29 protein-coding genes are annotated in these 25,300 nt (G+C 66.6%); 28 read left to right on the top strand and 1 reads right to left on the bottom strand.

Annotation, left to right across the window (positions count from 1 at the left end):
* Window positions 1-54 precede the first annotated feature (54 nt).
* The 8 genes from DVR05_RS24040 to DVR05_RS24005 all read left to right on the top strand — a co-directional run bounded on the left by DVR05_RS24040 (window position 55) and on the right by DVR05_RS24005 (window position 6,713).
* Window positions 55-417, top strand: a complete 363-nt coding sequence (locus DVR05_RS24040) for a hypothetical protein (RefSeq protein WP_116248185.1) — start codon at window positions 55-57, stop codon at window positions 415-417.
* A 181-nt stretch (window positions 418-598) separates the two neighbouring features.
* Window positions 599-1,264, top strand: coding sequence for a hypothetical protein (locus tag DVR05_RS24035; protein ID WP_116248184.1), 666 nt, complete (start codon window positions 599-601; stop codon window positions 1,262-1,264).
* Between the two features lie 776 nt (window positions 1,265-2,040).
* Window positions 2,041-2,304, top strand: coding sequence for a hypothetical protein (locus DVR05_RS24030; protein WP_232832289.1), 264 nt, complete (start codon window positions 2,041-2,043; stop codon window positions 2,302-2,304).
* Window positions 2,288-3,256 carry a hypothetical protein gene (locus DVR05_RS24025; protein ID WP_116248183.1) on the top strand — a complete coding sequence of 323 codons (969 nt, stop codon included), beginning with the start codon at window positions 2,288-2,290 and terminating at the stop codon, window positions 3,254-3,256. Before DVR05_RS24030 ends, DVR05_RS24025 begins: the two co-directional genes overlap by 17 nt.
* Entirely contained in the window at window positions 3,253-4,749 is a 1,497-nt protein-coding gene (locus tag DVR05_RS24020) for a recombinase family protein (RefSeq protein WP_116248182.1), read from the top strand. The genes DVR05_RS24025 and DVR05_RS24020 overlap by 4 nt, the downstream gene beginning before the upstream one ends.
* Window positions 4,750-4,831: 82 nt before the next feature.
* Window positions 4,832-5,020, top strand: a complete 189-nt coding sequence (locus tag DVR05_RS24015) for a hypothetical protein (protein ID WP_116248181.1) — start codon at window positions 4,832-4,834, stop codon at window positions 5,018-5,020.
* 183 nt (window positions 5,021-5,203) lie between these two features.
* On the top strand, window positions 5,204-5,677 hold the full coding sequence (locus tag DVR05_RS24010) for a hypothetical protein (RefSeq protein WP_116248180.1): 474 nt from the start codon (window positions 5,204-5,206) through the stop codon (window positions 5,675-5,677).
* A gap of 133 nt (window positions 5,678-5,810) precedes the next feature.
* A complete protein-coding gene (locus DVR05_RS24005; RefSeq protein ID WP_116248179.1) occupies window positions 5,811-6,713 on the top strand; it encodes a phage major capsid protein in 903 nt (300 codons plus the stop codon).
* Between the two features lie 812 nt (window positions 6,714-7,525).
* On the opposite strand, the gene DVR05_RS27180 is transcribed toward DVR05_RS24005, so the two are convergent.
* Window positions 7,526-7,699 carry a hypothetical protein gene (locus DVR05_RS27180; protein WP_198659329.1) on the bottom strand — a complete coding sequence of 58 codons (174 nt, stop codon included), beginning with the start codon at window positions 7,697-7,699 and terminating at the stop codon, window positions 7,526-7,528.
* A 725-nt stretch (window positions 7,700-8,424) separates the two neighbouring features.
* On the opposite strand from DVR05_RS27180, the gene DVR05_RS24000 reads away from it, so the two are divergent.
* From DVR05_RS24000 to DVR05_RS23905, 20 genes are all read left to right on the top strand, one after another.
* Window positions 8,425-8,682 carry a helix-turn-helix domain-containing protein gene (locus DVR05_RS24000; protein WP_157982528.1) on the top strand — a complete coding sequence of 86 codons (258 nt, stop codon included), beginning with the start codon at window positions 8,425-8,427 and terminating at the stop codon, window positions 8,680-8,682.
* Window positions 8,683-8,918: 236 nt separating this feature from the next.
* The gene (locus DVR05_RS23995) at window positions 8,919-9,830 is read left to right on the top strand and encodes a hypothetical protein (RefSeq protein WP_198659328.1); all 912 of its coding nucleotides are present in this window, start codon (window positions 8,919-8,921) and stop codon (window positions 9,828-9,830) included.
* Between the two features lie 18 nt (window positions 9,831-9,848).
* Window positions 9,849-11,261, top strand: a complete 1,413-nt coding sequence (locus DVR05_RS23990; protein WP_116248177.1) for a phage portal protein — start codon at window positions 9,849-9,851, stop codon at window positions 11,259-11,261.
* Window positions 11,262-11,303: 42 nt separating this feature from the next.
* Window positions 11,304-13,262 (top strand): DNA/RNA non-specific endonuclease, encoded by a 1,959-nt coding sequence (locus DVR05_RS23985; RefSeq protein WP_157982527.1) that lies wholly within the window; start codon window positions 11,304-11,306, stop codon window positions 13,260-13,262.
* 8 nt (window positions 13,263-13,270) lie between these two features.
* On the top strand, window positions 13,271-13,741 hold the full coding sequence (locus DVR05_RS23980) for a hypothetical protein (RefSeq protein ID WP_232832288.1): 471 nt from the start codon (window positions 13,271-13,273) through the stop codon (window positions 13,739-13,741).
* Between the two features lie 257 nt (window positions 13,742-13,998).
* Entirely contained in the window at window positions 13,999-14,592 is a 594-nt protein-coding gene (locus DVR05_RS23975; RefSeq protein ID WP_116248175.1) for a hypothetical protein, read from the top strand.
* Complete coding sequence (locus DVR05_RS23970) at window positions 14,589-14,933, top strand: head-tail adaptor protein (RefSeq protein WP_198659327.1); 345 nt, start codon at window positions 14,589-14,591, stop codon at window positions 14,931-14,933. The genes DVR05_RS23975 and DVR05_RS23970 overlap by 4 nt, the downstream gene beginning before the upstream one ends.
* Entirely contained in the window at window positions 14,933-15,304 is a 372-nt protein-coding gene (locus DVR05_RS23965) for an HK97 gp10 family phage protein (RefSeq protein WP_116248174.1), read from the top strand. The genes DVR05_RS23970 and DVR05_RS23965 overlap by 1 nt, the downstream gene beginning before the upstream one ends.
* The gene (locus DVR05_RS23960; protein WP_116248173.1) at window positions 15,304-15,705 is read left to right on the top strand and encodes a DUF3168 domain-containing protein; all 402 of its coding nucleotides are present in this window, start codon (window positions 15,304-15,306) and stop codon (window positions 15,703-15,705) included. The genes DVR05_RS23965 and DVR05_RS23960 overlap by 1 nt, the downstream gene beginning before the upstream one ends.
* Before the next feature lies 1 nt (window position 15,706).
* Window positions 15,707-16,132, top strand: coding sequence for a phage tail tube protein (locus DVR05_RS23955; RefSeq protein ID WP_116248172.1), 426 nt, complete (start codon window positions 15,707-15,709; stop codon window positions 16,130-16,132).
* Between the two features lie 24 nt (window positions 16,133-16,156).
* The gene (locus DVR05_RS23950; protein ID WP_116248171.1) at window positions 16,157-16,525 is read left to right on the top strand and encodes a hypothetical protein; all 369 of its coding nucleotides are present in this window, start codon (window positions 16,157-16,159) and stop codon (window positions 16,523-16,525) included.
* Window positions 16,522-16,851 (top strand): DUF4035 domain-containing protein, encoded by a 330-nt coding sequence (locus tag DVR05_RS23945; RefSeq protein WP_116248170.1) that lies wholly within the window; start codon window positions 16,522-16,524, stop codon window positions 16,849-16,851. The genes DVR05_RS23950 and DVR05_RS23945 overlap by 4 nt, the downstream gene beginning before the upstream one ends.
* 26 nt (window positions 16,852-16,877) lie before the next feature.
* Window positions 16,878-19,184, top strand: coding sequence for a hypothetical protein (locus DVR05_RS23940; protein WP_116248169.1), 2,307 nt, complete (start codon window positions 16,878-16,880; stop codon window positions 19,182-19,184).
* Between the two features lie 3 nt (window positions 19,185-19,187).
* Window positions 19,188-20,558: a hypothetical protein gene (locus tag DVR05_RS23935; protein ID WP_116248168.1), complete on the top strand. Its 1,371-nt coding sequence runs from the start codon at window positions 19,188-19,190 to the stop codon at window positions 20,556-20,558.
* A 9-nt stretch (window positions 20,559-20,567) separates the two neighbouring features.
* Entirely contained in the window at window positions 20,568-20,924 is a 357-nt protein-coding gene (locus DVR05_RS23930) for a hypothetical protein (RefSeq protein WP_116248167.1), read from the top strand.
* Window positions 20,925-20,934: 10 nt separating this feature from the next.
* The gene (locus DVR05_RS23925) at window positions 20,935-22,905 is read left to right on the top strand and encodes a peptidoglycan-binding domain-containing protein (protein ID WP_157982526.1); all 1,971 of its coding nucleotides are present in this window, start codon (window positions 20,935-20,937) and stop codon (window positions 22,903-22,905) included.
* Window positions 22,906-22,924: 19 nt separating this feature from the next.
* Window positions 22,925-23,425: a hypothetical protein gene (locus tag DVR05_RS26785; protein ID WP_157982525.1), complete on the top strand. Its 501-nt coding sequence runs from the start codon at window positions 22,925-22,927 to the stop codon at window positions 23,423-23,425.
* The gene (locus DVR05_RS23915) at window positions 23,425-23,724 is read left to right on the top strand and encodes a hypothetical protein (RefSeq protein WP_116248164.1); all 300 of its coding nucleotides are present in this window, start codon (window positions 23,425-23,427) and stop codon (window positions 23,722-23,724) included. The genes DVR05_RS26785 and DVR05_RS23915 overlap by 1 nt, the downstream gene beginning before the upstream one ends.
* Before the next feature lie 63 nt (window positions 23,725-23,787).
* Window positions 23,788-24,663 carry a peptidoglycan-binding domain-containing protein gene (locus DVR05_RS23910; RefSeq protein WP_116248163.1) on the top strand — a complete coding sequence of 292 codons (876 nt, stop codon included), beginning with the start codon at window positions 23,788-23,790 and terminating at the stop codon, window positions 24,661-24,663.
* Entirely contained in the window at window positions 24,663-24,917 is a 255-nt protein-coding gene (locus DVR05_RS23905) for a hypothetical protein (RefSeq protein ID WP_116248162.1), read from the top strand. Before DVR05_RS23910 ends, DVR05_RS23905 begins: the two co-directional genes overlap by 1 nt.
* The last annotated feature ends 383 nt before the right edge of the window (window positions 24,918-25,300 follow it).

The raw sequence follows: 25,300 nt of genomic DNA, 5'->3' as shown, positions 1-25,300 counted from the left end.
CGACGAGTTCTGCGGTGCTGTCGCTGCCCTCACTTCCAGACCCCAGGGGAACCGATGAGAACACCGCGCGTCCGCGCATGCCTCGATGTCTGCGCCTCCTGCGAGTCGGCCGTCATCGTCGCCCTCGACGCCGCCGTGGCGGGAATCCCGGTCCGGGCGGATCCGATCACGCTCGACGGACCCTCCGAACTCCGCGCCCGCTTGGAAGGGAGAATGACCTACAACCTCGTCGGCCATCCCGTCAACGGCAGATTCCTCGTCGAACGCATTCCCGAACTGGTCAGGCATCGACGCCACCCGGTGGTGGCCGCTCATCGGTGCCCCGGACCGGTTCCGGTGACAGCGATCCCGCCGCCGACGGATATCCGAAGCGCCGGATCGGGCGCGTGTTCCAGCGGTGATATTCCGCCGTTCTGAGAGGAGACGCTCACACCTGTGTCCGAGACCTTCACTCCGACCGAGACGTTTGACGGGCTCGCCGCTATCGGGCGGCGAATTATCCAAGAACGGAAGGAGCGCGCCGTCGCGGCGCCCACCTAGGTGAAGCCGTCGGACGCCACAGGCACTTCACATCACGAATGAACCGGGGGACAAAGAGATGGCCGACCACTATCCGTGCGACTTGTGCGCCCGACCGTCGGGCGACGACGCGCCCGTGTGCGTCCGATGCGCCGATGAGACCGTCGAGGGATTGCGGAGCGTTCACGACTGGCTCGCTGAAGCTCTGGAGGACGCCGTCGCCCGCCGCACCGCCTTGGGGGGCACGAGCGGAGGCAAACGGACGAGAGCCGCCGCGGCTCCGCTTCCGATTGATCTGCGCGCCTCTGAGGCGGCTTCAGTCCTGCACGGCACGCTGTCGACGTGGGTGCGGGTGCTCCACGAGGAATCGGCCACGTCCCGACTCCCCGAGGACGACCTCGCCGATATGGCGAGGTGGCTCGCTCCCGTCATCCGCTGGGCCCGGGCGCGCGGTTACGCGGCTGAGTTGATCGATGAGGTCAACGCGGCTGTTCGACAGGCCGTGCGTGCCGTGGACAGGCCGGTACGCCGTATCCCCATCCCCGAACCCTGCCGTGTCATCATCCTCGACGGGCAAACTCCGAAGGCGTGCGGAGGACGGCTGACCGTGCTTTTGGCGCCGGGCCTGCCCATCGACGGGCAGGTGCGGTGCGCGGAGGATTCCGACCACGTCAGTACGCTGACGGATTTGGAGGTCGCGCGGCGACGTGCTCGTCGCGTTCGTGTTCGACTTGCGCGGACTTGACAATGATGGCAGAATGCGGAGCAAGATGGTGAAAGCTATCTGAGACAAGCTGAAGAGGCCCGGTGAGCATTTGCTCCTGGGCCTTTCGCGTGTGTCAAAACGCTCTGAAACACCAGGTGGTACCCGTGCCTCCGCGTAGAGCCCTCCAGGTATGTCCGACTCCCGGATGCCCAGAGTTATCCAGGAAAGGCCGATGCCGAACGTGCTCCAGGGCCAATGCCCGAAAACGTCCCAGTGCTAGGGCCAAGGGGTACAACCGTCGCTGGGAGCGCACACGTGCCGCGTACCTGGATGACCACCCCTATTGCGAATGCGATGAACACGCCGCGCTGCCGACGCTGTTGCGCCCGGTGGCGGAGCACGTCCACCACGTGGACGGGCTGGGGCCGCTCGGGCCCCGCGGCCATGACCCCGACAACCTTCAAGCACTCACGCAACGCTGCCACGCGCGTATCACCGCCCGTGAGGAGCCTGGAGGGTGGCACCGCCGGGAGTGACGCCCTTCCGGGCACGCTGTTCACATCCGCGGAGGCAATCGACGCTAGAGGGGGTGATCGGCTATGCCCCGAGGCGGCGCCCGTCCAGTGTCCGGCCCTCCGCCCGACCCGAACGCCTTGCGTCGCTACCGCCCCTCGGATCAAGGGACATGGACGACGCTCCCGGCCGAAGGGCGCACCGGTGCGGCTCCCGAGTGGCCGCTGGTCAACCCGCGACCACGTGAGTGGGATCTGTGGCGCGACCTGTGGACCCGGCCGCAAGCGGTCATGTGGGAACGGTTGGACCAGCGCTACGAGGTCGCCATGTTCGTGCGAAAGCTCGCCGAGGCGGAGCTGCCGGGCGCCTCCGTCGAGTTGCAGAAGGTCGTTCGGCAGTACCTCGACAGCCTCGGCTTGTCGGTGCAGGGCATGCTGCGAAACCGGTGGCGGATCGAACCCGGGGAGGTCGTCGTGGAAGCGTCGAGGAAACCCGAGCACTCAGGCCGACGGCGCCCGTCCGCGCGGTCCCGTTTGAAGGTCGTCGCCGATGGCGAAGGCGACTGACGGGAAGGTCGTCGCCTGGCCGACCCTGTTCGTCGCGATCGACTGGGTCGAGGCGCACTGCGTGATCCCCGACGGGTTCCACCGGGGCGAGCCGTTCGAGCTGACGGACGAGATGCTGTGGTTCTTCGCCAACCACTACCGCGTCCGCCGAGACGCGGACGTCAGTCGGTCGCTGAACTCTCCCGCGAGCGCCTTCTTCTACCGCCGGTCCCAGCTCGTGCGTCCGCAGAAATGGGGTAAGGGGCCGCTCACAGCGGCCCAGATCCTCGCGGAAGCGGTCGGCCCAGTGGTGTTCGCGGGGTACGCGCGGGGCGGCGAGGCGTACCGCTGCGCCGAACAGGGGTGCGGTTGCGGGTGGGACTACGAATACGAACCCGGGGAGGCCATGGGCATTCCCTGGCCGACGCCGCTGATCCAGGTGACGGCCTTTTCCGAAGACCAGACCGGAAACATCTACGACGCCCTCCGGCCCATGATCAAGCTCGGTCCGCTGGCGGAGATGATCCCGAAAGTCGGTGAGGAATTCACACGCCTTCCCAACGGGGGCGAAATCGTCACCGTGACGAGTAACGCGCAATCGCGCCTCGGTCAGCGGGTCACGTTCGTCGCCCAGGACGAAACGGGTATCTGGACGGCGGATAACCGAATGGTCAAGGTCGCTGAGACTCAGCGCAGAGGACTCGCGGGAATGGGTGGCCGTGCGGTGGAGACCAAGCAGTTATGCGCTCTTCTCCTGACGGTGGAAACGGGCCCGTGCGATCTCGGCGCGCTACGCGGGAGCCTGCCCCGGTCCCTGCCCGTAAGCGGAATGGAAGGGAAGTGGAGCATGCCCGAGGCTGCGGTCTGTCCGCGTCCCTGTGACGCGTCACCGGCGCCCGAGGCAGAACCGTCCGCGCGCGTTGCCGACGCGTCACCCGTGACCGGTGCTCACACGTCGGGAGGTGCGCGATGATTGACGTGTACCCGCACGACGTCACCGCGACCGCGACGTTTGACGGTGTGGCCGCGCCCGGGCGCGCGCTCCGAGCCGTGATCTACGCGCGCGTGTCGAGCGACCCGCGCCAGCAACTGCGCTCCGTCTCCCAACAGGTGGACGAGTGCACCGCCGAATGCGAACGGCGCGGGTGGACGATCGTCAAGGTGTTCACCGACAACGACCGTTCCGCGTCCCGCTACGCCACCAAGGAACGGCCGGAATACGAGCAACTGATCTCGTTTCTTCGCGCGGGTGAGTCGGACGTCCTGGTCACGTGGGAATCCTCGCGCGCACAACGGGACCTGGGCGCATACGTCACGCTCCGGAAAGTGGCCGAGGAAAACGGGATCCAGTGGTCATACAAGGGTCGCTTGTATGACCTCACACGAACCGATGACCGGTTTACGACTGGCCTAGACGCGCTCCTGGACGAACGGGAATCGAGCGTCACGCGTGACCGGATCATCCGAGACAAGCGCGCGCACGCGCTCAAGGGTCAACCACACGGACGACTGCTCTTCGGTTACCGGCGCGAGTACGACAGCGAGACCGGTTCCTTCGTTCGCCAAGTTCCGCACGAGAAACAAGCTCCCGTCGTGCGCGAGGCGGCCGAACGGTTCGCCGCGGGAGAATCGCTGTTCGCGATCACCAAGGATTTCAATCTGCGCGGACTGCGGACGGGCACCGGTAGCCAGTGGACCACCATGACCATGCGTCAGATGCTGCTCAACCCCGCCTACATCGCCAAACGCGTACACCGGGGACGGATCATCGGGGACGCGGCCTGGCCGGCCGTCCTCAACGAGACGACCTACTACGTGTGCGTCCAGCGGTTGCGCGACCCCGGCCGTCAGTTCAGCCCCGACCCGCACGCGCGCAACCTGCTTACCGGTATCGCGCGGTGCGGAGTGTGCGGCGGAACGATGGCCATCCGTCGGACCGAGGCCGCGGACAAGACGGAACGCGCCGTGAAGTACGCGTGCCGAGGTGTCTCCGCCAACCACGGCAAATGCACCGTCATTATGCGCGACAGGATGGACGACTACGTCAAGACCGCCCTTTTCGCGCGTCTGTCGCGACCGGACGTCGCGGACCTGCTCGTCGACGAGCGACAGGAAGAGGACGCGCGCGCCGCCCTCGCCGAAGCGGAGGAGAAGCGGACCCGACTGGAGGAGGTCTACGACTCGGTCGCCAAAGGCGCGGTCAGCGCGGCCGCACTCGCCCGAATCGAGGCGCGGCTACTACCGGAGATCGAAGCGGCCGAGAAACGCGCGTCCGCGCCGCGCACCGCCCCGACCGCGCGTAACCCGATCACCCCGAAGATCGCTGACGTCTGGCCCGCGCTCCCGTTGGGCCGACAGCGGGAAATCGTCCGCGCGCTCATGAACGTGACCCTGCTGCCCAACGTCAAGGGCGCGCGCCACGATCCGTCCTTGCGCATCACCATCGAATGGAACGGCGAGAGCTAGCACCCCGCACGCACACACCACGGCCACGGACCACCCCGGTCCGTGGCCGTCGTGCGTCCCGAGACTGTGAAGGAGCGGCCACATGGCCCAGAGCAGAGACCTCGAGGCCTACGGCCCCGAATACGCCGCCAGGATCCGCGCGCTCGTTGACACCGCGCCCCCACTGTCCGCACGGCAACGCGAACGACTGCGCATGACCTTCCGCGGCTACATCCCCGCGCGTGACACCTCCGCGGAACCCAGCGCCGTCGACGACCACCAGGCCGAGTAGCCACCCGACCGTCCCAGCCGTCCCAACCTCGTCATCCCAGGCCAACACCGGGACGCTTGCGCGCGTGGGACGGATCGACCCGTCCCAGAAAACCAACCGTCCCACGCTGAACAGCACAAATGACGGTGGGACGAATGGGACGGCACAGGGCGAGAAACCCAGCACCAGGAAAGGACACCAACGATGACCACACCCCCCGAGGAAACCGCCCCGGACACGTCCGCGTCCGACACCAATACCGACACCGACCCCGCGCCACGCGACACCGACGACACGGACCACGGCCAGACAGGCGACAGCAAGCCGCACCGGGAAGCCGCGCGCTACCGAACCCAGCTGCGCGCCACCGAGGCGGAACGCGATGCCCTGGCCGGTCGCCTCGAAACACTGCAGCGCGCCGAGGCGGAGCGCCACGCGCAAGGCGGCAACGGACTGCACAATGGCGCCGACCTCTGGGTATTCGGTACCGATGTGTCCGAGCTCCTCGACGACGACGGGCGCGTCTCACCCGACAAGGTCAACGAGCGGGTGAACACCATCCTCGACGAGCGGCCCTACCTGCGACGCCAACGCTTCCACGGCACGGCGGACGGCGGCGCCCGTCGGGGAACAACCACGCGCACGCCCGACCTCGCGGACCTGTTCAAACGGGACTAGAGCGGTATAGTTATCCCAGTGGTGGATGCTCGAGCCCGCGGCCGACTCCGCCACCCCTTCCGCCCCGTGGGCGCCCGACGCTGGTCCGTGACCAACGCTCGCCGATACCCCAACGACCTACGGGAGTACACCCATGACGTGGCTCACCACCAGCGGCACGGCCGGCGGCAGCTTCGCCCCCTCCGAGGCCGCCGACTACTTCTTCGACCGCCTCGCCGCGGAGTCGGTCGGCCTGCAGTCCGGTTTCCGACGCGAGACGACCCAGGGCGCCCGACTGGAGATCCCGCGGATCCTCTCCGACGCGGCCGCCAACTGGACACCCGAGGGCGACGAGATCACCGTCTCCGACCCCGACGCCGACATCGTGACCGCGATCCCGCGCAAGCTGGCCGCGCTCACGTTCGCCTCCAACGAGCTCGTCTCCGACTCCAACCCCTCGGCACAGCGAACGCTGATGGAGAACCTCGCGCGCGCCATCGCGCTCAAGCTCGACCACGGGTTCTTCGAAGGCAGCGGTACCGCGCCCGAGATTCGAGGTCTGCGGAACCAGACCGGCATTCAGACGGTGTCCATGGGCACCGACGGCGCCCCTCTGGCCAACCTGGACCCGATCGCCGACGCGCTGGGCATGCTCAGCGAGGCCAACGCCGAGGGGTCCGCGATCGTGATGCACCCGCGCACGTGGCGCGAGCTGATCAAAGTCAAGGAATCCGACACCGGCAACAACAAGCCCCTGCTCCAGGAGTCGGCCGGATCCGGCGCCCAGGGCGTGCGACGCGCGATCTACGGGGTCCCGGTGTTCCTGACCTCGCAGATCTCCACCTCGGAGACCCAGGGCACGGCCACGGACGCGACCAGCGTCTACGTCTACGACGCCCCTCAGGTCGTGGCGGTGAGCCGTCAGGAGGCGGACATCCAGGTCGACCAGTCCGCCGGATTCACCAGCGACCGCACCGCGGTGCGCGCCACGCTGCGCGCGGATCTGGTTCTGCCCAATCCTGCGGCGGTGGTGCGCATCCTCGGTGTCACTCCGTAACTCCGAGCCGTCGCCGGACTCGGTTGACTCTCGGTGACCGCGCGGCCGACCCGGGGGGTGACCCCCTACCCGGGGGGCCTTGGGGAACGCCGGGGAGCCCCAAAAAATACCGGACAGGTTCAAAGGATGTTAGTTACTCTGAGTAACTGATCACTCTTGGTGATTGATAGCCGAGGGCTACCGGGCATCGCGCTCGGTAGCCCTCTTTTCATTATCCGCTTGTTGCCTACGTTCCGTGTCGCCTATGTCATGGTTCGGGCATGGGGGGCCGTTCCGTAGGGCCACGTCCAAAGCGCCCCAGACGGCCGCTGAGGCGTTGGCCGTGGCAACTAGGGTCCCGGGGGCGCGTAAGGGTCTCTCAGCGTCTCTGAGAGCGCGTCACGCTGCACCGTGGCGTTTCCCTGCCCACGCCTCGCGCCCGCACGCGACACGGTCCAGAGCGAAATCCAACGCTGCGTAGTGGTCATGTCATGCATTGCATGCGACTGACTTTGAACGGTGGTAACGTACAGCGACCACCCTGTCGTGTGCTGATAGCGGATAGTAGTCGAGTCAGCAGTTCGGCGCTCTCCGCAACCATGATGTGATCACGGTTCGTGTTGCTACCTAGGGCAACCAATCCGGTGACACATGTTTCTGCGACTGGTGCGCGTGTTCCTGGCGTGCCTCATGGACACGGTGGTGGCCACGCGCGGGCGCGCCGTGGGTCGGATGCTCCCCACGTTGTGAGTGTCCGACATGCTAGAGCGAAGCGATGCTCGGCACGCCCTACGCGTAGCGACGGACACGGCACGTGCGGCTAGGGCTTCGTCTCATTCGAGGCGACGGCGGGCGCGCGCGACCGCTATGGACACGACCACGCCGATCACCCACAGCACCCAGAGTAGGGTGACCAACCATGTCATCCCGCCAAGGATGGTGGCTCCGATCAAGGCCGCGAGCGTGATCAGCGAGATGATCACCTGTACAAGATCCCTGGTTTCCATCTTGACTCTCCCTTGCGTCTGTCATGTTGGTGTGCAAGCCTAGGAGATGGGACCGGGGTAGTTCGTTTACCCCGGTCCCTGCCCCTTACTTTCGGTGCTTACCCTGGTAGTCGCTCTCCGGGGGGCGCTTCTGGTGGAATGTCTTCCAGTAGGTCATGATCTGGAAGACGTTTCCGACTGCTGCTCCGATCACTCCGATGATCGAAACGAGGAGCATCCACTCCAGGAGTTCCATTGGGTGTTTCCCTTCGTCCGTCGATTAGTTCGGCGGTTGGTTGGGTTATCACCCCCTCTGTTCTGTTGTATCTTCAGCTTAGTGCATCATCGACCTGCGCGCAAGGGTTCTTTAAATCTTTCTCGGGATTTTTCGGGCGACTCTGCGAGGGTGGGTGGGGCCGGGGTAGTTCGTTTACCCCGGTCCCTGCCCCTTACTTTCGGTGCTTACCCTGGTAGTCGCTCTCCGGGGGGCGCTTCTGGTGGAATGTCTTCCAGTAGGTCATGATCTGGAAGACGATCGCGATGAACGTTTCGGTCACTCCGATGATCGAAACCAGCAACAGCCACTCGCGGGTGTCCATTGGGTGTTTCCCTTCGTCCGTCGATTAGTTCGGCGGTTGGTTGGGTTATCACCCCCTCTGTTCTGTTGTACCTATATAGTACAGGACCCTTTAAACTAGACGCAAGGGTTCTGGACAACTTTTTTCTTCGATGCTAAAGTCGCTGGTATGGAAATCAACGACATACTTGCCAGAGTGCGCCAGCTACCCGACGAACTGGCCACGGTGTCCGACCCGCTCACCCGTGCGCGCTTGGTCGGAGACGTTCTGACCACATTCGCCGACACTGAGCGCGCGCTCAAAGAGGTGCGGCGCCCCGCCGTCGTTGCTCTGCGAGAGCAGGGAATGACCATGCGCGCGATCGGGGAAGAGCTCGGTGTGAGTGCCTCCCGCGTAGACCAAATCTCTCGGGGCATCAGCGGCTAGACGCGACACGAGGAACGCCCCCGCTCTCGCATGCGAGAGCGGGGCTCTTCTATGCCCAGGGTGTCCCGCGGGTGCTGGCGACGCTGCGTCCGCGCGTGTCGGAGAACATGGTTACTCCCACCTTTCGAGGCACGCGCGCGGTTGCCGTGGCACTCCCGAGCGTGTCCCGTAGCCGTCCTGAACTGGCCGGATGATGCCCTACGGGACCCGCTGGTCATGGGTGGCCACCGCGCAAGTTGACGACGACGAACGCTTGGGACCCTTCCGAGAACAGCGTCGCCCAGCGCACCTACGAGTCGTCTGCGGCCGACGTCTTCCGTGACTTCGTCCAGGCTCCGGCCTCGCTGCGGTTCAGCAACAAGGCGGAGCGACGCCGGATCTACCGGCACGTCTACGGGGATTCGTGGTGGGTCGACCTGGACGTCATCGACGGCGAGGCCGTCGAACTGGCCGAGCGCGACGAGGCCCAGGCCGAAAGGTTCTTCGGCAACCGGATCACGTCGGGCACCGCCTCTTGGCTGAACGCCGAATCATGGGCTGAACGCGAGGAAGAACGCGAGGTCTCCGACGGCAGCAGGATCGTTCTGGGCTTCGACGGATCGGACCTGGACGACTGGACGGCCGTGCGTGCCGAGACACTCGACGGCTTCCAGTTCACCCCCGCCTACGGTCCCGAACAGCGGCCAGCCATCTGGAATCCCGCCGATTACGGCGGACAGGTTCCCCGTCTTGAGGTTCGAGCGGCTATCGACGAATTGATGCACCGATACGACGTCGTGCGCCTGTACACCGACCCGCCGTATTGGGAGACCGAAGTCGACGAGTGGGTCGACGCCTACGGTGAACGTCGCGTCATTCGCTGGCACACACGCCGCATCGTTCAAATGCACGCTGCAGCCGAGCGGCTAAAGACCGATGTCACGAAAAGCGAAACGACGTGGTCGCACGATGCCTGTCCCATCACCGCAGCACATGTGGCCAACTCAAAGATGGCTGCGAGACCCGGTGACCGATACGTGCTGAGAAAAGCTTCGTCGGCACAGAAGATCGACGCTGCCATATCGTCGATCCTCGCTCACGAGGCCGCCTGCGACGTGATTTCCGCAGGTCTGGCGACCCGTAAGAAGAACTACGTCTATACCGCGTAATGAGGCGAGAGGGGTGGCATGGCCACGCTTGAACAGGCTCAGGTGCTCGTCACCCTGCTAGAGAACGAGCTGAACGCCCGAACAGGTGAAGCCGAGAGGTTGAACGGCTACTACCGCGGTGAACAGCCGCTACGATTCGCCTCATCCGAGTTCCGTGACTACTTCGCCCAGCGTTATCGGGGATTCGCGGACAACTGGACGCAGGTGGTCGCCGATTCCCCCGTCGAACGGCTCACCGTCACCGGCGTCAAACCCGCGGGGTCCGACGGAGCGGATCGTGAGCTGTGGCGGGTGTGGCAGGTCAACGGTCTCGACGCCGACTCGCAGCTGGGGTTCCTCGGAGCCGGAACGACGGCACGGTCGTTCGTCCTGGTCTGGGGCAACCCCGACGACGACAGCACACCGGAGGTCACGTTCGAGGACGCGCGGGAGTGCGTCGTCGCCTACAAGCCTGGCAGTCGACGACGGCGCCGCGCGGCGCTCAAACGCTGGCAGGACGGTCACACCGAGTTCGCGACTCTCTATCTGCCCGATGAGGTCTGGAAGTTCCAGAGACCGCTGCTTCGGCACGCCCGCTCGTTCCACCCCACGGGCCCCGGCGGGGGGATGACGTGGCGGCCGCGCGATACCGGGGACGAACCGAACCCGCAGCCCAACCCGCTGGGGAGAGTCCCGGTCGTCGAACTCGCCAACCGGCCGACGCTCGCCGACGAGCCGATGTCGGACGTCGCCGGCACGGTCGCCATGCAGGACGCGATCAACCTGCTCTGGAGTCAGTTGTTCACCGCCGCGGACTACGCGGCGTTCCCGCAGCGGGTGATTCTGGGCGCCGATATGCCGACCACTCCGGTCCTCGACGAGAACGGCCAGGTCGTCGGAGAGAAGCCGGTCCCGATGGAGAAGTTCGCCGTCGACCGCGTTCTCTGGATCACCGGAGAGCAAGCCAAGATCGCCGAATGGTCGGCCGCGAACCTGGCCGCCTACACCGACGTGATCGAGGTGGCGGTCGGGCACATCGCGGCTCAGACCAGGACCCCCCAGCACTACCTGATCGGGCGGATGGCGAACCTCTCCGGCGACGCCTTGATCGCTGCGGAGACCGGGTTGGTCAAGCGGGTCGAGGAGAAACAGCTGTGGTTCGGCCAGAGCTTGCGCGAGATGTTCGCCCTGATCGCGCTAGCCCAGGGAGACCAGGCCAAGGCGCGCGCGATCGCCGCGGGCAGCGTGCTGTGGGCGGACGCCGAGTCACGCTCCCAAGCCCAGTTGGCCGACGCGCTGCTGAAACTCCAGCAGGTCGGGTTCCCCTTCGAGTGGATCGCGGCCCGGTACGGGCTCACCCCCACCGAGATCGCTGACCTGCTCGCCATGAAGGAGCGAGAGGCGGCGGCCGATCCGATCGGCGCGATCGCCGCGGAGATGGGCCGCTCCTAGACCCCACGGCTGAACGGACCCCGCGGAGAGCGAGGTGTGGCCGTGTCTTTGGACCTCGCTCTCGAACACCAGGCCGAGCAGGCTCGGGTCGCCGCAAACGCCGCACGTAGCGTCGTGGATTCCTGGCGCGACACGATCGACCCCGACAACATCCGCGAGTCCTTGCGGACCTTCGTCGACGAGGCTATCGACGTCGTCACGGCGGCGCAGTTCGCTACAGCGGGCCGCACGGAGTCCTACTTGGATCGAGTGCTTCCCAGTGAACCGTCCGCACGAGTGAACCCGAGAGCTCTGGTCGGGGTGGCATCCGACGGGCGCGACCTCTCGACCCTGCTCGCACGGCCCGCGATCACCGCGCTCGGCCTCATCGCCAACGGTGCATCGGCGGAGAGGGCGATGGCCGCGGCCGCCGTGTCACTGGAACGCATCGTCCACACCCAGGTCGCCGACGCCGGGCGCGCCGCCGACCTCGTGGGCATCACCGCCCACCCAGGGGTGGTCGGTTACACCCGGGTCGTCAAACTGCCGGCCTGTGCCGATTGCATCGCGCTGGCGGGCCAGGTTCTCTCCTGGGCCGAAGGGTTCGCCCGGCACCCGCAGTGCGACTGCGCGGTGATGCCTCTGACGGCTGACGACCCGCCCCCGCAGTCGCCGCGGGAGCTCTTCGAGCGGATGAGCCCCGACGAGCAGGCGCGCCGGTTCGGCGCGGCCCGAGCCGAGGCCATCCGCCAGGGCGCCGACATCGGACAGGTCATCAGCACGCGTCGACGCATGAGTGTCGCCGGAAGGCGCCCGGACGCTGCGGAGACCACGACAAACGGTGAGAACTCGGAGCCGCGAACTGAGGACATCGTCGACGGTGATCGTGTCCGCTCATCACGCAGTGGGCGGGCAATGCCCGAGCAGATCATCGCCGAGTCGAACGGGGACCGTGAGGCAGTTATCCAGAGCTTGACCGACTCCGAATATCTGACCCTTGCGGAGAGCCAAGAGACACCAACCCTCGAAAGCGGGTCGAGTAATCCGACTTCATCTGCGTCGGGGCAGTCCGTTACAGGGGTCAAGCCTGATCTTGTCGAAGTCAATATCAGGCGCGACAGCGAAAATCCCAAGGACAGGGCACTACTGCCGGAAGAGGGCAAAAGGTTCGGCAATGATGTCACCCTGGAGCCCAACACCCGTTACAGGCTGACTGAGACTGACGGGCGCTGGACTGATTACATCACCGGCGGCGATGGCAAGATCATCGAGGTTCGCGCCGAATCTAAGGGATGGAACTCCAGGCACCCTGAGTTTCTTAATCCCAGGCGAGAAATGACTTACGTGGTCGACCATTATACGTACCGGACGGACGGGCAAGGTCGAACCATCTCCGCTGAGGGGCGAATCACTCATAAAACTAACGAGAGAAACGATTCCAGGCAGAGGGAAGTCGGCGCGCGGGGGAAAAGATATTTCCAGCTCCTGAATAAAAAAATCAGGGACGACTTCATCAAGACAGAACATCGTAAGCCGGAGCCAGGTGAGGTGCCGCAGTACCAGGACATCCAGTACGATGGTGGACATCTCATCGGATCCCAGTATTATGGGATCGGCGACCCGCTGAATATGGTCCCAATGAGATACGATGTCAACCAGAATCGTACCGCTACGGCTCTCCTGGACAAGGATCCTAGGACCCTAGGGGGGATCGAAGGAGCCTTCTATAATGTGGAACGCGCCTGGCGGGGAATCCTGAAACATGGAGCCAAATGGCATCTTTTCAATAACTCAAAATTTAATGATGGGTCGTGGAATCGCGCCCTCGCGCGCAATCCAAAAAACCCGCAGATCGACATTGAAATAAAGAATATCTATGACCCGAACCTCCCCGAACTTCGGGATCCAAATACAGGAGAAATGATTCCTTCGCCTCCTGTTGCGGTAAAGGTTAAATGGTATCTTAACGGAAAAAGAATCAAGAAAGTATTGCACTACAATAACCTTCCGCCTTTTGAATAAAGGAAACCGTGTTGGTAAGTCCGTTTTTCAAACGAGGGCATCTGAAGCAGTCCGATCAGCAAGCGATTCTGGAAGAAGTGGTTGGAAGAATCGTTGCCGAGGCTCCTGTGGGTTGGAGTCGGATGGTTTATTCTCTCGAGTCTGTCATTGATCACGCAACTGAATCTCTGCTTGTTGAATTTGCCAGTGGTGAAACTGAAGACAAATGGGCTCCGGATGAGATTGCCTTGCTCTTAGGTGAGCTTCGTGCTGGAATGTACCAAGAGGGCAAAGGAACCTGGTTCTCCCTTCGTTGCACCATCAACTCCCAAGGGGGGTTCACGGTTGACTACAACTATGACCAGGATCCCCAGATTGTCTTTCCCACGGCTCAGGGATTCACCAACGATCTGAAGTATTTCCCTCGGGATGACGAGCACATTCCAGAATGGCTTCGCGAGAAACTTCGTGAGGAAGCCGAGGGTCGAGTCCTTGAGTAGGACTCAACCGGTGCAGCGGGGTGTTCCCATACACGCATGCGACGTGCTGACCACGTCCCACCGCGGCAGGCACATCCACGCGCGACGTGCGAGCCCGCGTCCACCCTCACCCTCACCCCGGCTACGTCGGCGCTCGCCTGAGCACCACCCGATAGCCGATCACACAACTCGTTCCTCCTGGGCTCACGCGGGACGCGGCTGAGCGCGCCCCAGGTCGGCCCCCTCACTCTCGTCAACGAAAGGAAAGGGGGTCGCCCGTGGCGCTAGCACCCCTGGCCACCGTCACCGACGCCCAGAACCTGGGCCTGGTCGTGCCCACCGAGGAAATCCCTCTTCTGGAGGCCTACCTGGCTGCGGCCTCCGCCGCGGTGCGCGACGCCGCGGGAGCGCCCATCGGCCAGACCACCTCCACCATCACCGCGGAGGCCGAGGCCACCCAGCGCCTCCACCTGCCCGGACCGCCCGTCACGTCCGTGTCCAGCGTGACCGTGGACGGCGCGCCGGTCACCGACTACCGCCTGACCTCCGGCACCTTGTGGCGGGCGGGCGGATGGTCGTCCGACGGCACTCCCCGCCAGGTCCAGGTCACCTACACGCACGGCTTGCCCGAGGTCCCCTCCGACATCGTGATGCTGGTGTGCCGCATCGCCGCGGCGACCCTGCTCGCCTGGCGGGCGGAGACCGACGGCACCGGTCTGGCGGCCACGGACATCCGCCAGGAGCGGATCGGCGACTATTCCGTGACCTACGGCGGTGACGGCCGGATCACCGAGCTGGAGCTCTCCGACCGGCTCACGCGACGCCTGGCCAAGCGGTTCGGCGGGGGCGTCGGTCTGGTGAGGTCCCGATGAGGGGCGGTACCGGTCGCCTGCTGAACACCAGCGTCGAGGTCTGGCGGGTGGCGCTCGCCGACGACGGCGGGGGCGGCCAGGTCGAGACGTGGACATCGCTCGGCGACCAACGCGTCCGCCTCTCCCAACCGTCGTCCTCCCAGCGCGAGGTCGGGGAGCAGGAGGGCGCCAACATGACGCACGTGGCCTACCTGAGCCCGGGGGCGGACGTCCGCCGCGGGGACCAGCTACGGCGGCCGGACCTGGTTCTGGAGGTCGTCGCCGTCTTCACTCCGTCCGTGCGCGGCACCTACCTGCGGGCGGACTGCTCATCCCGCCAGGCCGAGGAAGGGGGCGTCTGATGGGTTTCAGCGCCAAGGTCATCGGCGGACGGACGGCGCGGCGCGCGCTCGCCCGGCTGACCGCCGATATCCACGACGTGCGGGAATCGACCGCCCGGACGTGGGCCGAGGACGTGTACCAGGGCGCGGCGGCGGATGTCCCGGTCGACTCCGGCGACCTCGCCCGCGCGCTGGAGATACGCGTCGAGGGCTCCGGGGCGACGACCGACGCGCGGGTCGGTATCTGGTCCGACGACGAGTACTACGGCCAGTACGTCGAGTACGGCACGTCGAAGATGTCCGCGCAGCCGTTCATGTATCCCAACGTCCGGCAGGCGAACCGCAAGCTCCGCGGCTGGGTCGCGGACGGCGTCGCGAAGCGGGTCGGCTGATGGCGTCCGCGGCGTGGCCCTTGCAGCAGGCCATCTACCAGCGGCTCGCCGGTGACGCGGAGCTGACCGCGATCACCGGCGTCCACGACGAGGTCCCCGAGGCGGCGACCTACCCGCACGTTCTGGTCGGCGAGGTCATCGAGGAGCCCGACGACAGCCACGACAACCAGGGCCTGACCGTCGCGTTCGTGCTGCACATCTGGTCGAAGTACCGCGGCTACGGCGAGATCGGCCGCATCCTCGCCCACCTGGACCGGCTGCTCGACCGGCAGCCGCTCACCGTTGACGGCTTCGAACTGGTCGCGATCTTCCGCGAGCACCACCGGATGCTGCGCGACCCCGACCCCACCATCCGACACTGCCCGGTCCGGTACCGGGTGTGGCTGAACAAGGAGAGATGACATGGCAGGACGCGACGGTTTCGGCACCGAGCTCCGACGGGGCGACGGCGACCCCGGCGGCACCGGAGAGCTGTTCACCCCCATCGGCAACGTCGGCACGTTCTCCGGCCCCAACAGCGAGCGCGAGACCTACGACGTCACGGCGCACGACTCCCCGTCGAACTTCCGCGAGTTCATCGGCGGTCTGATCGACGGCGGCGAGGTGTCCGTCGAAGTCCACTACGACCCGGACAAGCACGACGTCATCTACGGCGACTTCAAGAACCCCGACCCCGTCAACTACGAGATGGAGTCGCCGGCCGGCGAGGTCTGGGCCTTCGCGGCGCTGCTGACCGGGTTCGAGCGCGAGATGCCCATCGACGGGCAGATGGCCGCGACCCTGACCTGGCAGGTGTCCGGCGAGCCCACCATCACCCCCGCCCCGTAGCCGATCGATAAGGACGACGCACAGATGACCACCAGCCAGAAGACGGAGTTCCTCGGCCGCGACGCGATCCTCGGCGCCGACGACCTCGCCTACGCCACCGTCGACGTCCCCGAGTGGGGCGGCACCGTGCGCATCCGCGCCCTGACCGGCACCGAGCGCGACCGGTTCGAGGCCGAGATCGCCGGGAACACCAAGCGGCTCAAGCTCGACAACGTGCGCGCCAAGTTCGTCGCCAAGTGCATCGTCGACGCCGAGGGCAACACCGTGTTCAGCACCTCGGACGTCGCCGCCCTGGGGCAGAAGAACGCCGCCGTCCTGAACCGGGTGTTCGAGGCGTGCCAGCGCCTGTCCGGGCTGACCGACGACGACGTGGACGAGCTGCTGGGGGAATGAGGCGCCGGCCAGAACGGGAGTTCTACTTCCGTTTGGCCGGCCACCTCGGCATGCCCGTCGCCGAGCTGCTCGACCGGACGAGCTCACGCGAGTTGACCGAGTGGGCGGTCTACGAGCGCCGCGCCGGTCCGCTCGGCGCGCGCCGCGGCGACATCCAGGCCGCCATCGTCGCGGCGGCCGTCTACAACGTCAACCGTAAGAAGGGCGCCAAGCCCGTCGACCCGGAGAAGCTGCTGCCGACCTGGGACGACTACCAATCGGACGAACAGATGTGGTCGGCGATCCGGCAGGCGAACGCCGCGATGGGCGGCACCGAGACCGACTAACCGAGCCGGGCGGGAGGTGATCCCGCGTGGCGACCGTCGCATCCCTGCTCGTCAAGCTGGGATTGGACAGCAAGAAGTTCGACAAGGGCGTCGGCAAGGCCGTGCGCGGCCTGGACGGCCTCACCAAGAAATTCGACCGGCTCGGCGACATCGGGAAGATGTCGGCGATCACCACCGCCACCTCCGCGATCACCTCGTTGGGCGCCGCCGCCGGTCCCGCGTCCGGGGCGGTGCTGGCCCTGCCCGCCGCGGCCCTGGTCGCCGGCGCCGGTATGGCCACCCTCGCCACGGGGCTGTCTGGGGTGAGCGAGGCGATGTCCGCCACCGGCGGCACCGCTCAGGAGCTGGAGGAGGCCCTGTCCGGCCTGGCCCCCAGCGCCCAGTCGTTCGTCCGATCCTTCGCCGGGATCCGGGAGCAGTTCGCCCCGATCCAGACGGCGGTGCAGCAGAAGCTGTTCGCCGGACTGGGCGAGGAGCTCTCGGCCCTGGCCACCGGCGCCATGCCCACGCTCGAAACGGGCATGACCGCCGTCGCCTCAGCACTCAATAGCCTGGGCGCTGAGGCGTTGCGGACGATGAACACTCCTCTCTTCCAGGGGCAACTGGCCGACATCTTCGATGGCACCGCCAAAGCGACCTCGTCGTTCTCCGGTGTCGTCTCACCGCTGATGACGGTACTGGCCCAGTTGGCCGTGGCGGGGCTGCCGCTGATCGAACGGTTCAACGAGTGGGCCGCTGGAGCTCTGGAGAGCGCGGCGGCGTTCCTGACCTCCGAGAGCGGCGCCGCCAAGCTCTCCGACATCGTGCAGCGGGCGGGCGACGTCCTCGCCCAGCTCGGCTCGATCGCGGGCAACATCGGCTCCATCCTCGCGGGGGTCTTCGGCGCCGCCTCGGGGCCGGGGTCCGACCTGCTGACCACGATCGAGGACCTGACCGCACGGTTCGCCACATGGGTGAACTCCGCCGAGGGGCAGGAGCAGCTCGGCGAGATCTTCGCGACGCTCAACCAGATCGCGACGGACCTGCTCGCGATCCTGCCCGGGGTCGGAGCGGTGATCGGCACGATCGCCGCGGCCTTCACCAGCCTTCCCGGGCCCGTGCAGTCGACCGTGACGCAGATGCTCGCCTGGTCGATCGTGCTCGGCCCGGTCATGGGCAAGGTGGCCGTCTTGATCGGGGGTATCAAGACCCTCAGCGGCGGCCTGCTCAAGCTCGGTCAGAACATCAAGAACCCCGAGACCGCGCTGGGCAAACTCGCGCGCAAGTTCGGATCGCTCGCCGCATCGGCGGCCAAGGGCCTCGGCAAGCTGCTCATGACCATGGGCAAGCTCGGTGTGCAGGCCCTGATCATGGGTGCCCGGATGCTCGCGGGCTGGATCATGGGTATGGGGCCCATCGGCTGGATCATCGCCGCCGTGATCGGCCTGGTCGCGCTGATCATCATCTACTGGGACCAGATCGTCGCCGCGATCACTGCGGCCTGGGAGTGGATCAAGCAGGTCACGATCAGCGTCTGGAACGCGGTGATGGAGTGGCTGACCGGGGTGTGGAATTCGATCCTCGCCGGTCTGACCGCGGCCTGGGAGTGGATCAAGAACGCGATCTCCGCGGCGTGGAACTGGATCGTGGGCCTGTTCATGACCTACCACCCGGTGGGCATCATCATCTCCCACTGGGACCAGATCAAGGCGTTCTCCGCCGCCGCCTGGCAGTGGATCAAGGACAAGATCAGCGCCCTGTGGAACGGTCTCGTCGGCTTCATCTCCGGCGGGGTCGCCAAGGTCAAGGCGTTCATCACCAACGGCTTCAACACCGCGAAGTCCATGGCCATCGCCGCGGTCGTCGGACTGCACAACCGTGTGCGCGCCACGATCTCCCGGGTGATCTCGACCGTCCGCGGCATCCCCGGAAAGATCAAATCGGTCTTCTCCAACGCCAAGAACATCCTGCTCCGCGCGGGCCGCAACATCATCCAGGGCCTCATCGACGGCGTGTCCCGGATGATCGGCTCCCTCCGGGACAAGTTCAGCTCGGTGACCGGCATGATCCCGGACTGGAAGGGCCCGATGCGGGTGGACATGAAGCTGCTGGAGCCGTCGGGCGCGGCGCTGATGTCCGGCCTCGAACGCGGTGTGGAGGGCGGACTGCCCGGGCTGCGGTCCACTCTGCGAGGAGTCACCCGCGAGATTCCGTCCAACATCGACACGACCATGCGTCACTCCGGAGGCCAGCAGTCCGGTGTGGTGATCGACGTGACCGGGGCCGACGAGGACATGAAGCGGATGATCCGCCGCATGGTCCGCCAGGGCGGCCTCGACATGCGAGGGAGGTGAGCCGTGGCGCTGCTGCCGCTGTCGCTGGTCGTAGAGCTGCGGATCGACGGGACGTGGGTGGACATCACTCGGGACGTCTACACCCGTGAGGACATCGCGATCGTGCGCGGTCGACCCGACGAAGGCGATGAGGTCGACCCCGGGAAGTGCAGTCTCGTCCTCAACAACCGGCAGGGCAAGTACTCGCCGAGGAACCCCCGGTCGCCCTACTACCGGCGGATCGGACGCAACACTCCCATCCGCGTCGGGGTGAACACCCCGGGCGGCCTCGTGTGGCGGTTCCACGGAGAGGTCGCGAGCTGGCCGCCTCGGTGGGACGTCTCGGACACGGACGTGTGGGTGCCCATCGAGGCCGCTGGAATCCTGCGGCGGATCGAACAGCAGGGTGCCCCGTTGCAGACGGCCCTGCGCCGACTGTACGAGCGGTACGACCCGGTCGCGTATTGGGTTCTGGACGACGCGGAGGCAGCTGGGTCGCGGGGTGCTTCGGCGGTGCCGGGCGGTTCCCAGATGCGATGGGTGCGCAGGGACGACGCCACGCTCACTTCCCACCCCATGACACCCGGATGGGAGTCCGACCCTCCGAATGAGTGGATGGACCGCATGGTGGCGACCGCAGGACAGCGGGGCATCGTCACAGGAGCGGTGCCAGGACGCTCAACCACGTGGACGGTGGACCAGATACGCGCTGGTCGTGGTGGACATGACGTCACGAACATCACGACCCGCAAGCTTAACGGCGATACCGAGACGTGGTTTCTGGGAGAGGATCCGACCGTAAGCCCCCGAGAGTTGAGACTGTCTCTTATGTACGAAACCGAGGACGCCTCCTCCATCAGGCTGTTGGGCACTGTGTCCGGCGAGCCGTGGATGTCCGATGGCGACGCGCACCACGTGCGACTCGCGGTCGCCTCCGATGGCTCCGACACGAGGTATGCGGTCATCGTGGACGGTGTCGACGTGCTTACCGGGACCGAAGTGGGGCAGCCCGGCATGTTGTCCCGCTGGGGCTACGAGTGGGGGGTATGGGACGACGGTGTATCCAGCCATATCCGCCTCGGCCACGTCGCGGTGTGGGGACCAAACGCCCCCGACGCCGCAGCCGCTACCGCTGCCCTGCGAGGCCACGCCGGGGAACCGGCCGCCGAACGGATCCTGCGGTTGGCCGACGAGGAAGGACTTCCGATGACCGTGGTCGGAGACGTCGCCGACACCGTCGCGGTCGGCCCCCAGTACCCCGACGACGCGGTCTCGCTCATCCGCGAGGCGGCGGCCGTGGACGGAGGAATCCTCTACGAGGCCAGAGACCAGTTCGGTTTGGCTTATCGGACGCTGCGGTCCATGTACAACCGCGGCGCGCAGTTGAGTGAATAGGAGACACACATGGCCCTCGCGGCGGACTTTCGCAACCGGCTGCTCGACGGAGGGGGTGTCGGCGAGGCGGTGACGGCCTCCCTGCACACCTCGACCGCGGAACCGACCGCCGGTTCCGACGAAGTGACCGGCGGCTCCTACGCGCGGCAGGCGATCACCTGGGCGGCGGCGTCCTCCGGCTCGGTCTCCGTCGCGCAGGAGATCGCGTTCAACGTGCCCGCCGGGACCACGGTGCGGTGGGTCGGGCTGTGGGACGCCTCGTCCACCTGGCTCGGAGCCCTCAAGACGTCGACGGACGAAGTCTTCGAATCGGCGGGTGTGGCCCGTGTCGACCCGGCCACGATCAACCTGACCAACCAGCCCTGAGGGGGTCGGCGTGGCTGTCACCGTCGACAACTCGCTCTCTGGTCCCAACGGCACCACGCCGACGGCGGCGTCGCTGGAGGCCACGGCCAGGACGGGGACCACTGGGGTGGTCGCCCCGGAACGGTCGGTCTACTCGGCGAGCCGCACGCTTCACGGGCTCGGCACGATCGACATCGCCACAGGCCACCACCGCGCCAACTCCACACCGCGATTGGAGGTGGCGCTCCCGCCCGCACCGTGGCATATGCGCTGGTACGTGTACCCGCCCTCGCTCCAGGCCGCCGGATTCGGCGTTGACGAGGTGCGCTGGGTCGCTCGGCTCGGGAGCTACGGCCTGGTCCTGCACGAGACCTCGGGCGGCGACGTGGGTCTGCGCTTGCAGGCGGATGGGCTCGCCCAGAACCCTTTGGTCCCGACCCTGTCCGGTGTCTCCGTCCAGTTCGGCCAATGGCTTCGCGTCGAGGCCACCTCGGACGGAACCGACACCGTCGTCCGCGTCTACCCGGGGCACGCTACGATCGGGGCGCGTGTCGCGACATGGTCCGGTACGGGCCTGCCGGGGAACGTCACGGCCGAGGTGACGGCGTACCGTTACCGGCGTGGCGTGCTCCTCCAGCCGGGCGACAAGGACGTCGACTTACCCGGTACGCCGGTCCAGGACCGCCAGCGGCAGATCCTGGTCTGGGACCCCGACGAGCTCCCCGTCTACCGAGATGACGGCGACTACGGCCAAGAGACGGTGACCGCCGTCGAGCGGTTCCAGAACGAGTTCGGGCTCGTTCCGGTCGATGGTGAGATCGGCCCCGAGACGGGTGCGGCGCTCGACCTGGTTGTCGCCGAGATCCAGGGGGACCCCCTTCCCCCCTCCACCCACGTGTCGCACCTGGCCGTGTCCGACAGCGCCGCGATCGGCCCCGCCGACACGCCCCTGACCTCGGCGGCCACCACTCTGGAGGCATCCGGGGACGCCACCGTCACCCCGGACTTCAACGTGGTGACCGCCGTCGCGAACGTCGGTGCGGTCGACTCCGCACAGGTCACCAAGGAGGTGACCCTCTCCGCGTCCGCGACGGCGGAGGTATCCGACGAGACCCGGATGTCCAAGGACACCACGGTGCTCGCCGATACCACCGTGGAAGTGTCTGGGTCGGCGGGAGTGACCCAGTCGGCCGGTGTGGCGGTGGACTACGCCGCGGGCCACATCAGCGCGCCGTTCGAGCCGGTCGAGGACGACCTCCACGTCGCCAACGACATCACCGTCTCCGGCGCCGGTGGCGAGTACCGCCTCACGGTCACCGACGGACCCCTGGGTGTGGGAAGCGTCGGCAGGTACAAGGCCAGCGACGAACTCAACGTCGACGATGAAGGGCAGCTGCCCTCCCAGGCCGGATGGCGCGCCCACCTCGGTACGCACGACGACGCCCGTTATCCCGTGGTGCACGTCAACCTGGCCGGTTCACCGGAGCTGGCGGGCACCATAGCCACCCGGGACTGCGGGGACAGCCTCCAAGTTCTCAATCCGCCGCCGTGGCTGCCTCCGAGACCGATCGAGCTGCTGATCCAGGGCTACGAGGAACGGCTGAACCTGTACCGGTGGGATGTGACGTTCAACGCCAGCAGCGGTGAGCCGTGGATCGTCGGCGAGGTCGCCGACGGCGCCGCGGTCGGTTCCGCGGCCGCGCCGGACCGCGCGGACACCACGGGTTCGGCGCTCGCCTCCGCCGTCGACGAGACCGAGACGGCGCTCTCCGTCGACACGGGGTCCGGCCCGCCGTGGATCACCAGCGCCGAGTATCCGGACGACTTCCCCTTCGACGTCGTCGTGGACGGGGCCGAGGTGGTGCGTGTGGCGTCCATCGTCGGCGACGGATCCTCAGCACCGCAGACCCTGGAGGTCGCCCGCGGCATCAACGGCATCACCAAGCCGCATCAGGCCGGAGCGGACGTGCGCCTCGCCCAACCCATGACCACCGCACTCTGATCAGAAAGGAGGCGCCGCCATGCCCTTTCCGTGGCTCGCGGGCATGCGTGTGACGGCCGAGCGCCTCAATGAGCACAACCCGATCTTCGTGTTCAAAACCAGCTCCGAGGGTCGCGCCAACACCAGTGCCGTCGCCCCCGACGCCCACCTGACACTCACCCTCGGCGAGGGTGTCTGGGACATTCACGCGCTCCTCGCCTATTCTGGTACCTCCGGGTCCGGCGGACTGCGTGTCGCGTGGGACACGACCATGACCATCGTGTCCAGGCGCGCTGCGGGCGGAGCAACCGAGTTGTCCACGAACCGCCTCGAGACAGCCGTGCGTTTGGCGGTGCACAACATGAACACTGAGGCCGAGTACGGCAACCGCGACCCCAAGGGGTATCAGTCTCAGGCGTGGGAGGACATGATCCTCCAGGGCCCCGGAACACTCACCCTGCTGTGGGCGCAGATTAACTCAGACGCGAGTGAGACCACCCTGTTCGACAACTCCTACCTCAAGGCACAGCGGGTGGGCTGATGCCCGACGACTCGCTGGAGGGCCTGCGCCGGACGATAGAGGTCGGCCTCGCGCAGGTGTCCGGACGCCTGGATGTCATCCTCCAACGCCTGGAACACCAGTCCGCCCGAACCGACGAGCACGCCCGACGTCTGGAGGAGCTGGACGCCCGCCTGGACGACGTCGAGCGGGTCACGGTCACCCGGGAGGACATGGACATCCGTGCTACCCGCACGATCGCGGTCACCGCCGTCGTGGTGACGGGGATCGGCATCGTCGTCGGCGCCGTGACCGCCGTGGCCGTCGCGGTCCTCACCTGACACACCCGAAAGCACCCACCGCCCCCGTGACTCACGGGGGCTTCGTCATGTCTGGAGGCAGACGTGCCCCAACCACCCCTCTACGTCAGCCGGATCGATCTCGGTTGGTCGGAGACGAGCCCGGCCGCCTACGCCGACCCCAAGTCGGGGTTGGTGGTTCACTACGACGGCGTCGACCAGTACCTCGCCGATCAGGACCACGCGGCGTGCCTGGACTACTGGCAGGTCACCCGGGACTTCCACACGGGCCCTGAGCGGGGCTGGGCCGATGTCGGATACAGCTTCATGGCCTGTGCCCACGGCTACGTGATCGAAGGCCGCGGCCTCTATCGCGAGCAGGCCGCCCAGCGCGGCGCGAACGACACCCACTACTCCGTGACCCTGGCGGCCGGTCCCACGGACCGGATCACGGACGTCCAGATCGAGGCCGTCCGCGAGCTCCGTGCATGGCTCATGGAACCCGACGCCTCGATCTCCGGCGCGGTGTTCGGGCACCGCGACTTCAACGCCACCTCGTGCCCCGGAGACGACGCCTACGCGCTCGTGCGGGATGGCACGTTCGCCCAACAGCCCGGTAATGACACCCCCATGACGAATGGAGACGATGACATGCTCGGACTCAAGCTCGGTGACACGGGCGAAGCGGTGAAGCTCCTTCAGCTCAAGGTCACCCGCGCCGGGTTCGGCGCGGCCCTCGGCGAGTCCGGTGTCGACGGCGACTACGGCCCCGCCACCGCCGAAGCCGTTCGCCAGACCCGCGCCTATGTCGGCTCGAAGGCCCTGGAGGGCTACGGCGACTGGATCAGCGCGCACGCGAAGGACCAGGTCGACGCCGCCGTCATCAAGCGCATGCTCGCGGACGGCGGCGCGTCGACCAGCGGTGGCGGGACCCTGCCCGAGACGGTACGGGTGACGGGTGAGCTGACGGTGGAGGGCTGATGGTCCACGAATCCCCTACCCCGGTCCCTGGAACCCCCTCGGCGGACCGCGCTGACGCCCGCAGTCGCGGGTGGCGCACCCTGGCCCAGGCCGCGGCCGTGACCGCCCTGGTCGGCGCGGCGACGGCGGTCGCGGAGCTGGTCGGATCCGACAGTCTGTCGCTGACCACCGTCGCGACGGCGGCTGGTACGGGTGCGCTCATGGCTCTGGCCGCGTGGGCGCAACGCCGGATGGAAGTGTGGCGCAGGCCCTGACGACGAAGCTAGGCTCCCGCCTTCCCACGACGTGGGAGGGCGGGAGCCTTCGTCGTTTCCGGTGCGGTGCCGTCGCCGCCCGGACCCTCCGTCGCACTCCGAACAGATCGTCTTCGACCGCGTGGTGGGTGGAGGACGCGCCTGGAACGTATCCGATCCGGTGTGTCAGGGTTGCGTTTCGGGTTGCAGTCGATGCCGCTCTCACGGCCCTTATAGCTCTCCATTGACTGAGAGAGTCGAAGGCGTGGGGTGACGTGGACGCCGGTGGAGACAGGACAGCGGACTTTTAATCCGAGGCTTGGGAAGCCTCCTCCGCGACTGGTACTCCAGTTGTAGATCCGTTTTGTCATGATTCTTGGGCTGCCTGTCTGCGGTAGTGGCAG

Source organism: Nocardiopsis sp. FIRDI 009, from assembly GCF_003386285.1.
Lineage (GTDB): Bacteria > Actinomycetota > Actinomycetes > Streptosporangiales > Streptosporangiaceae > Nocardiopsis.
This window is presented reverse-complemented; position numbering and strand designations above follow the sequence as displayed.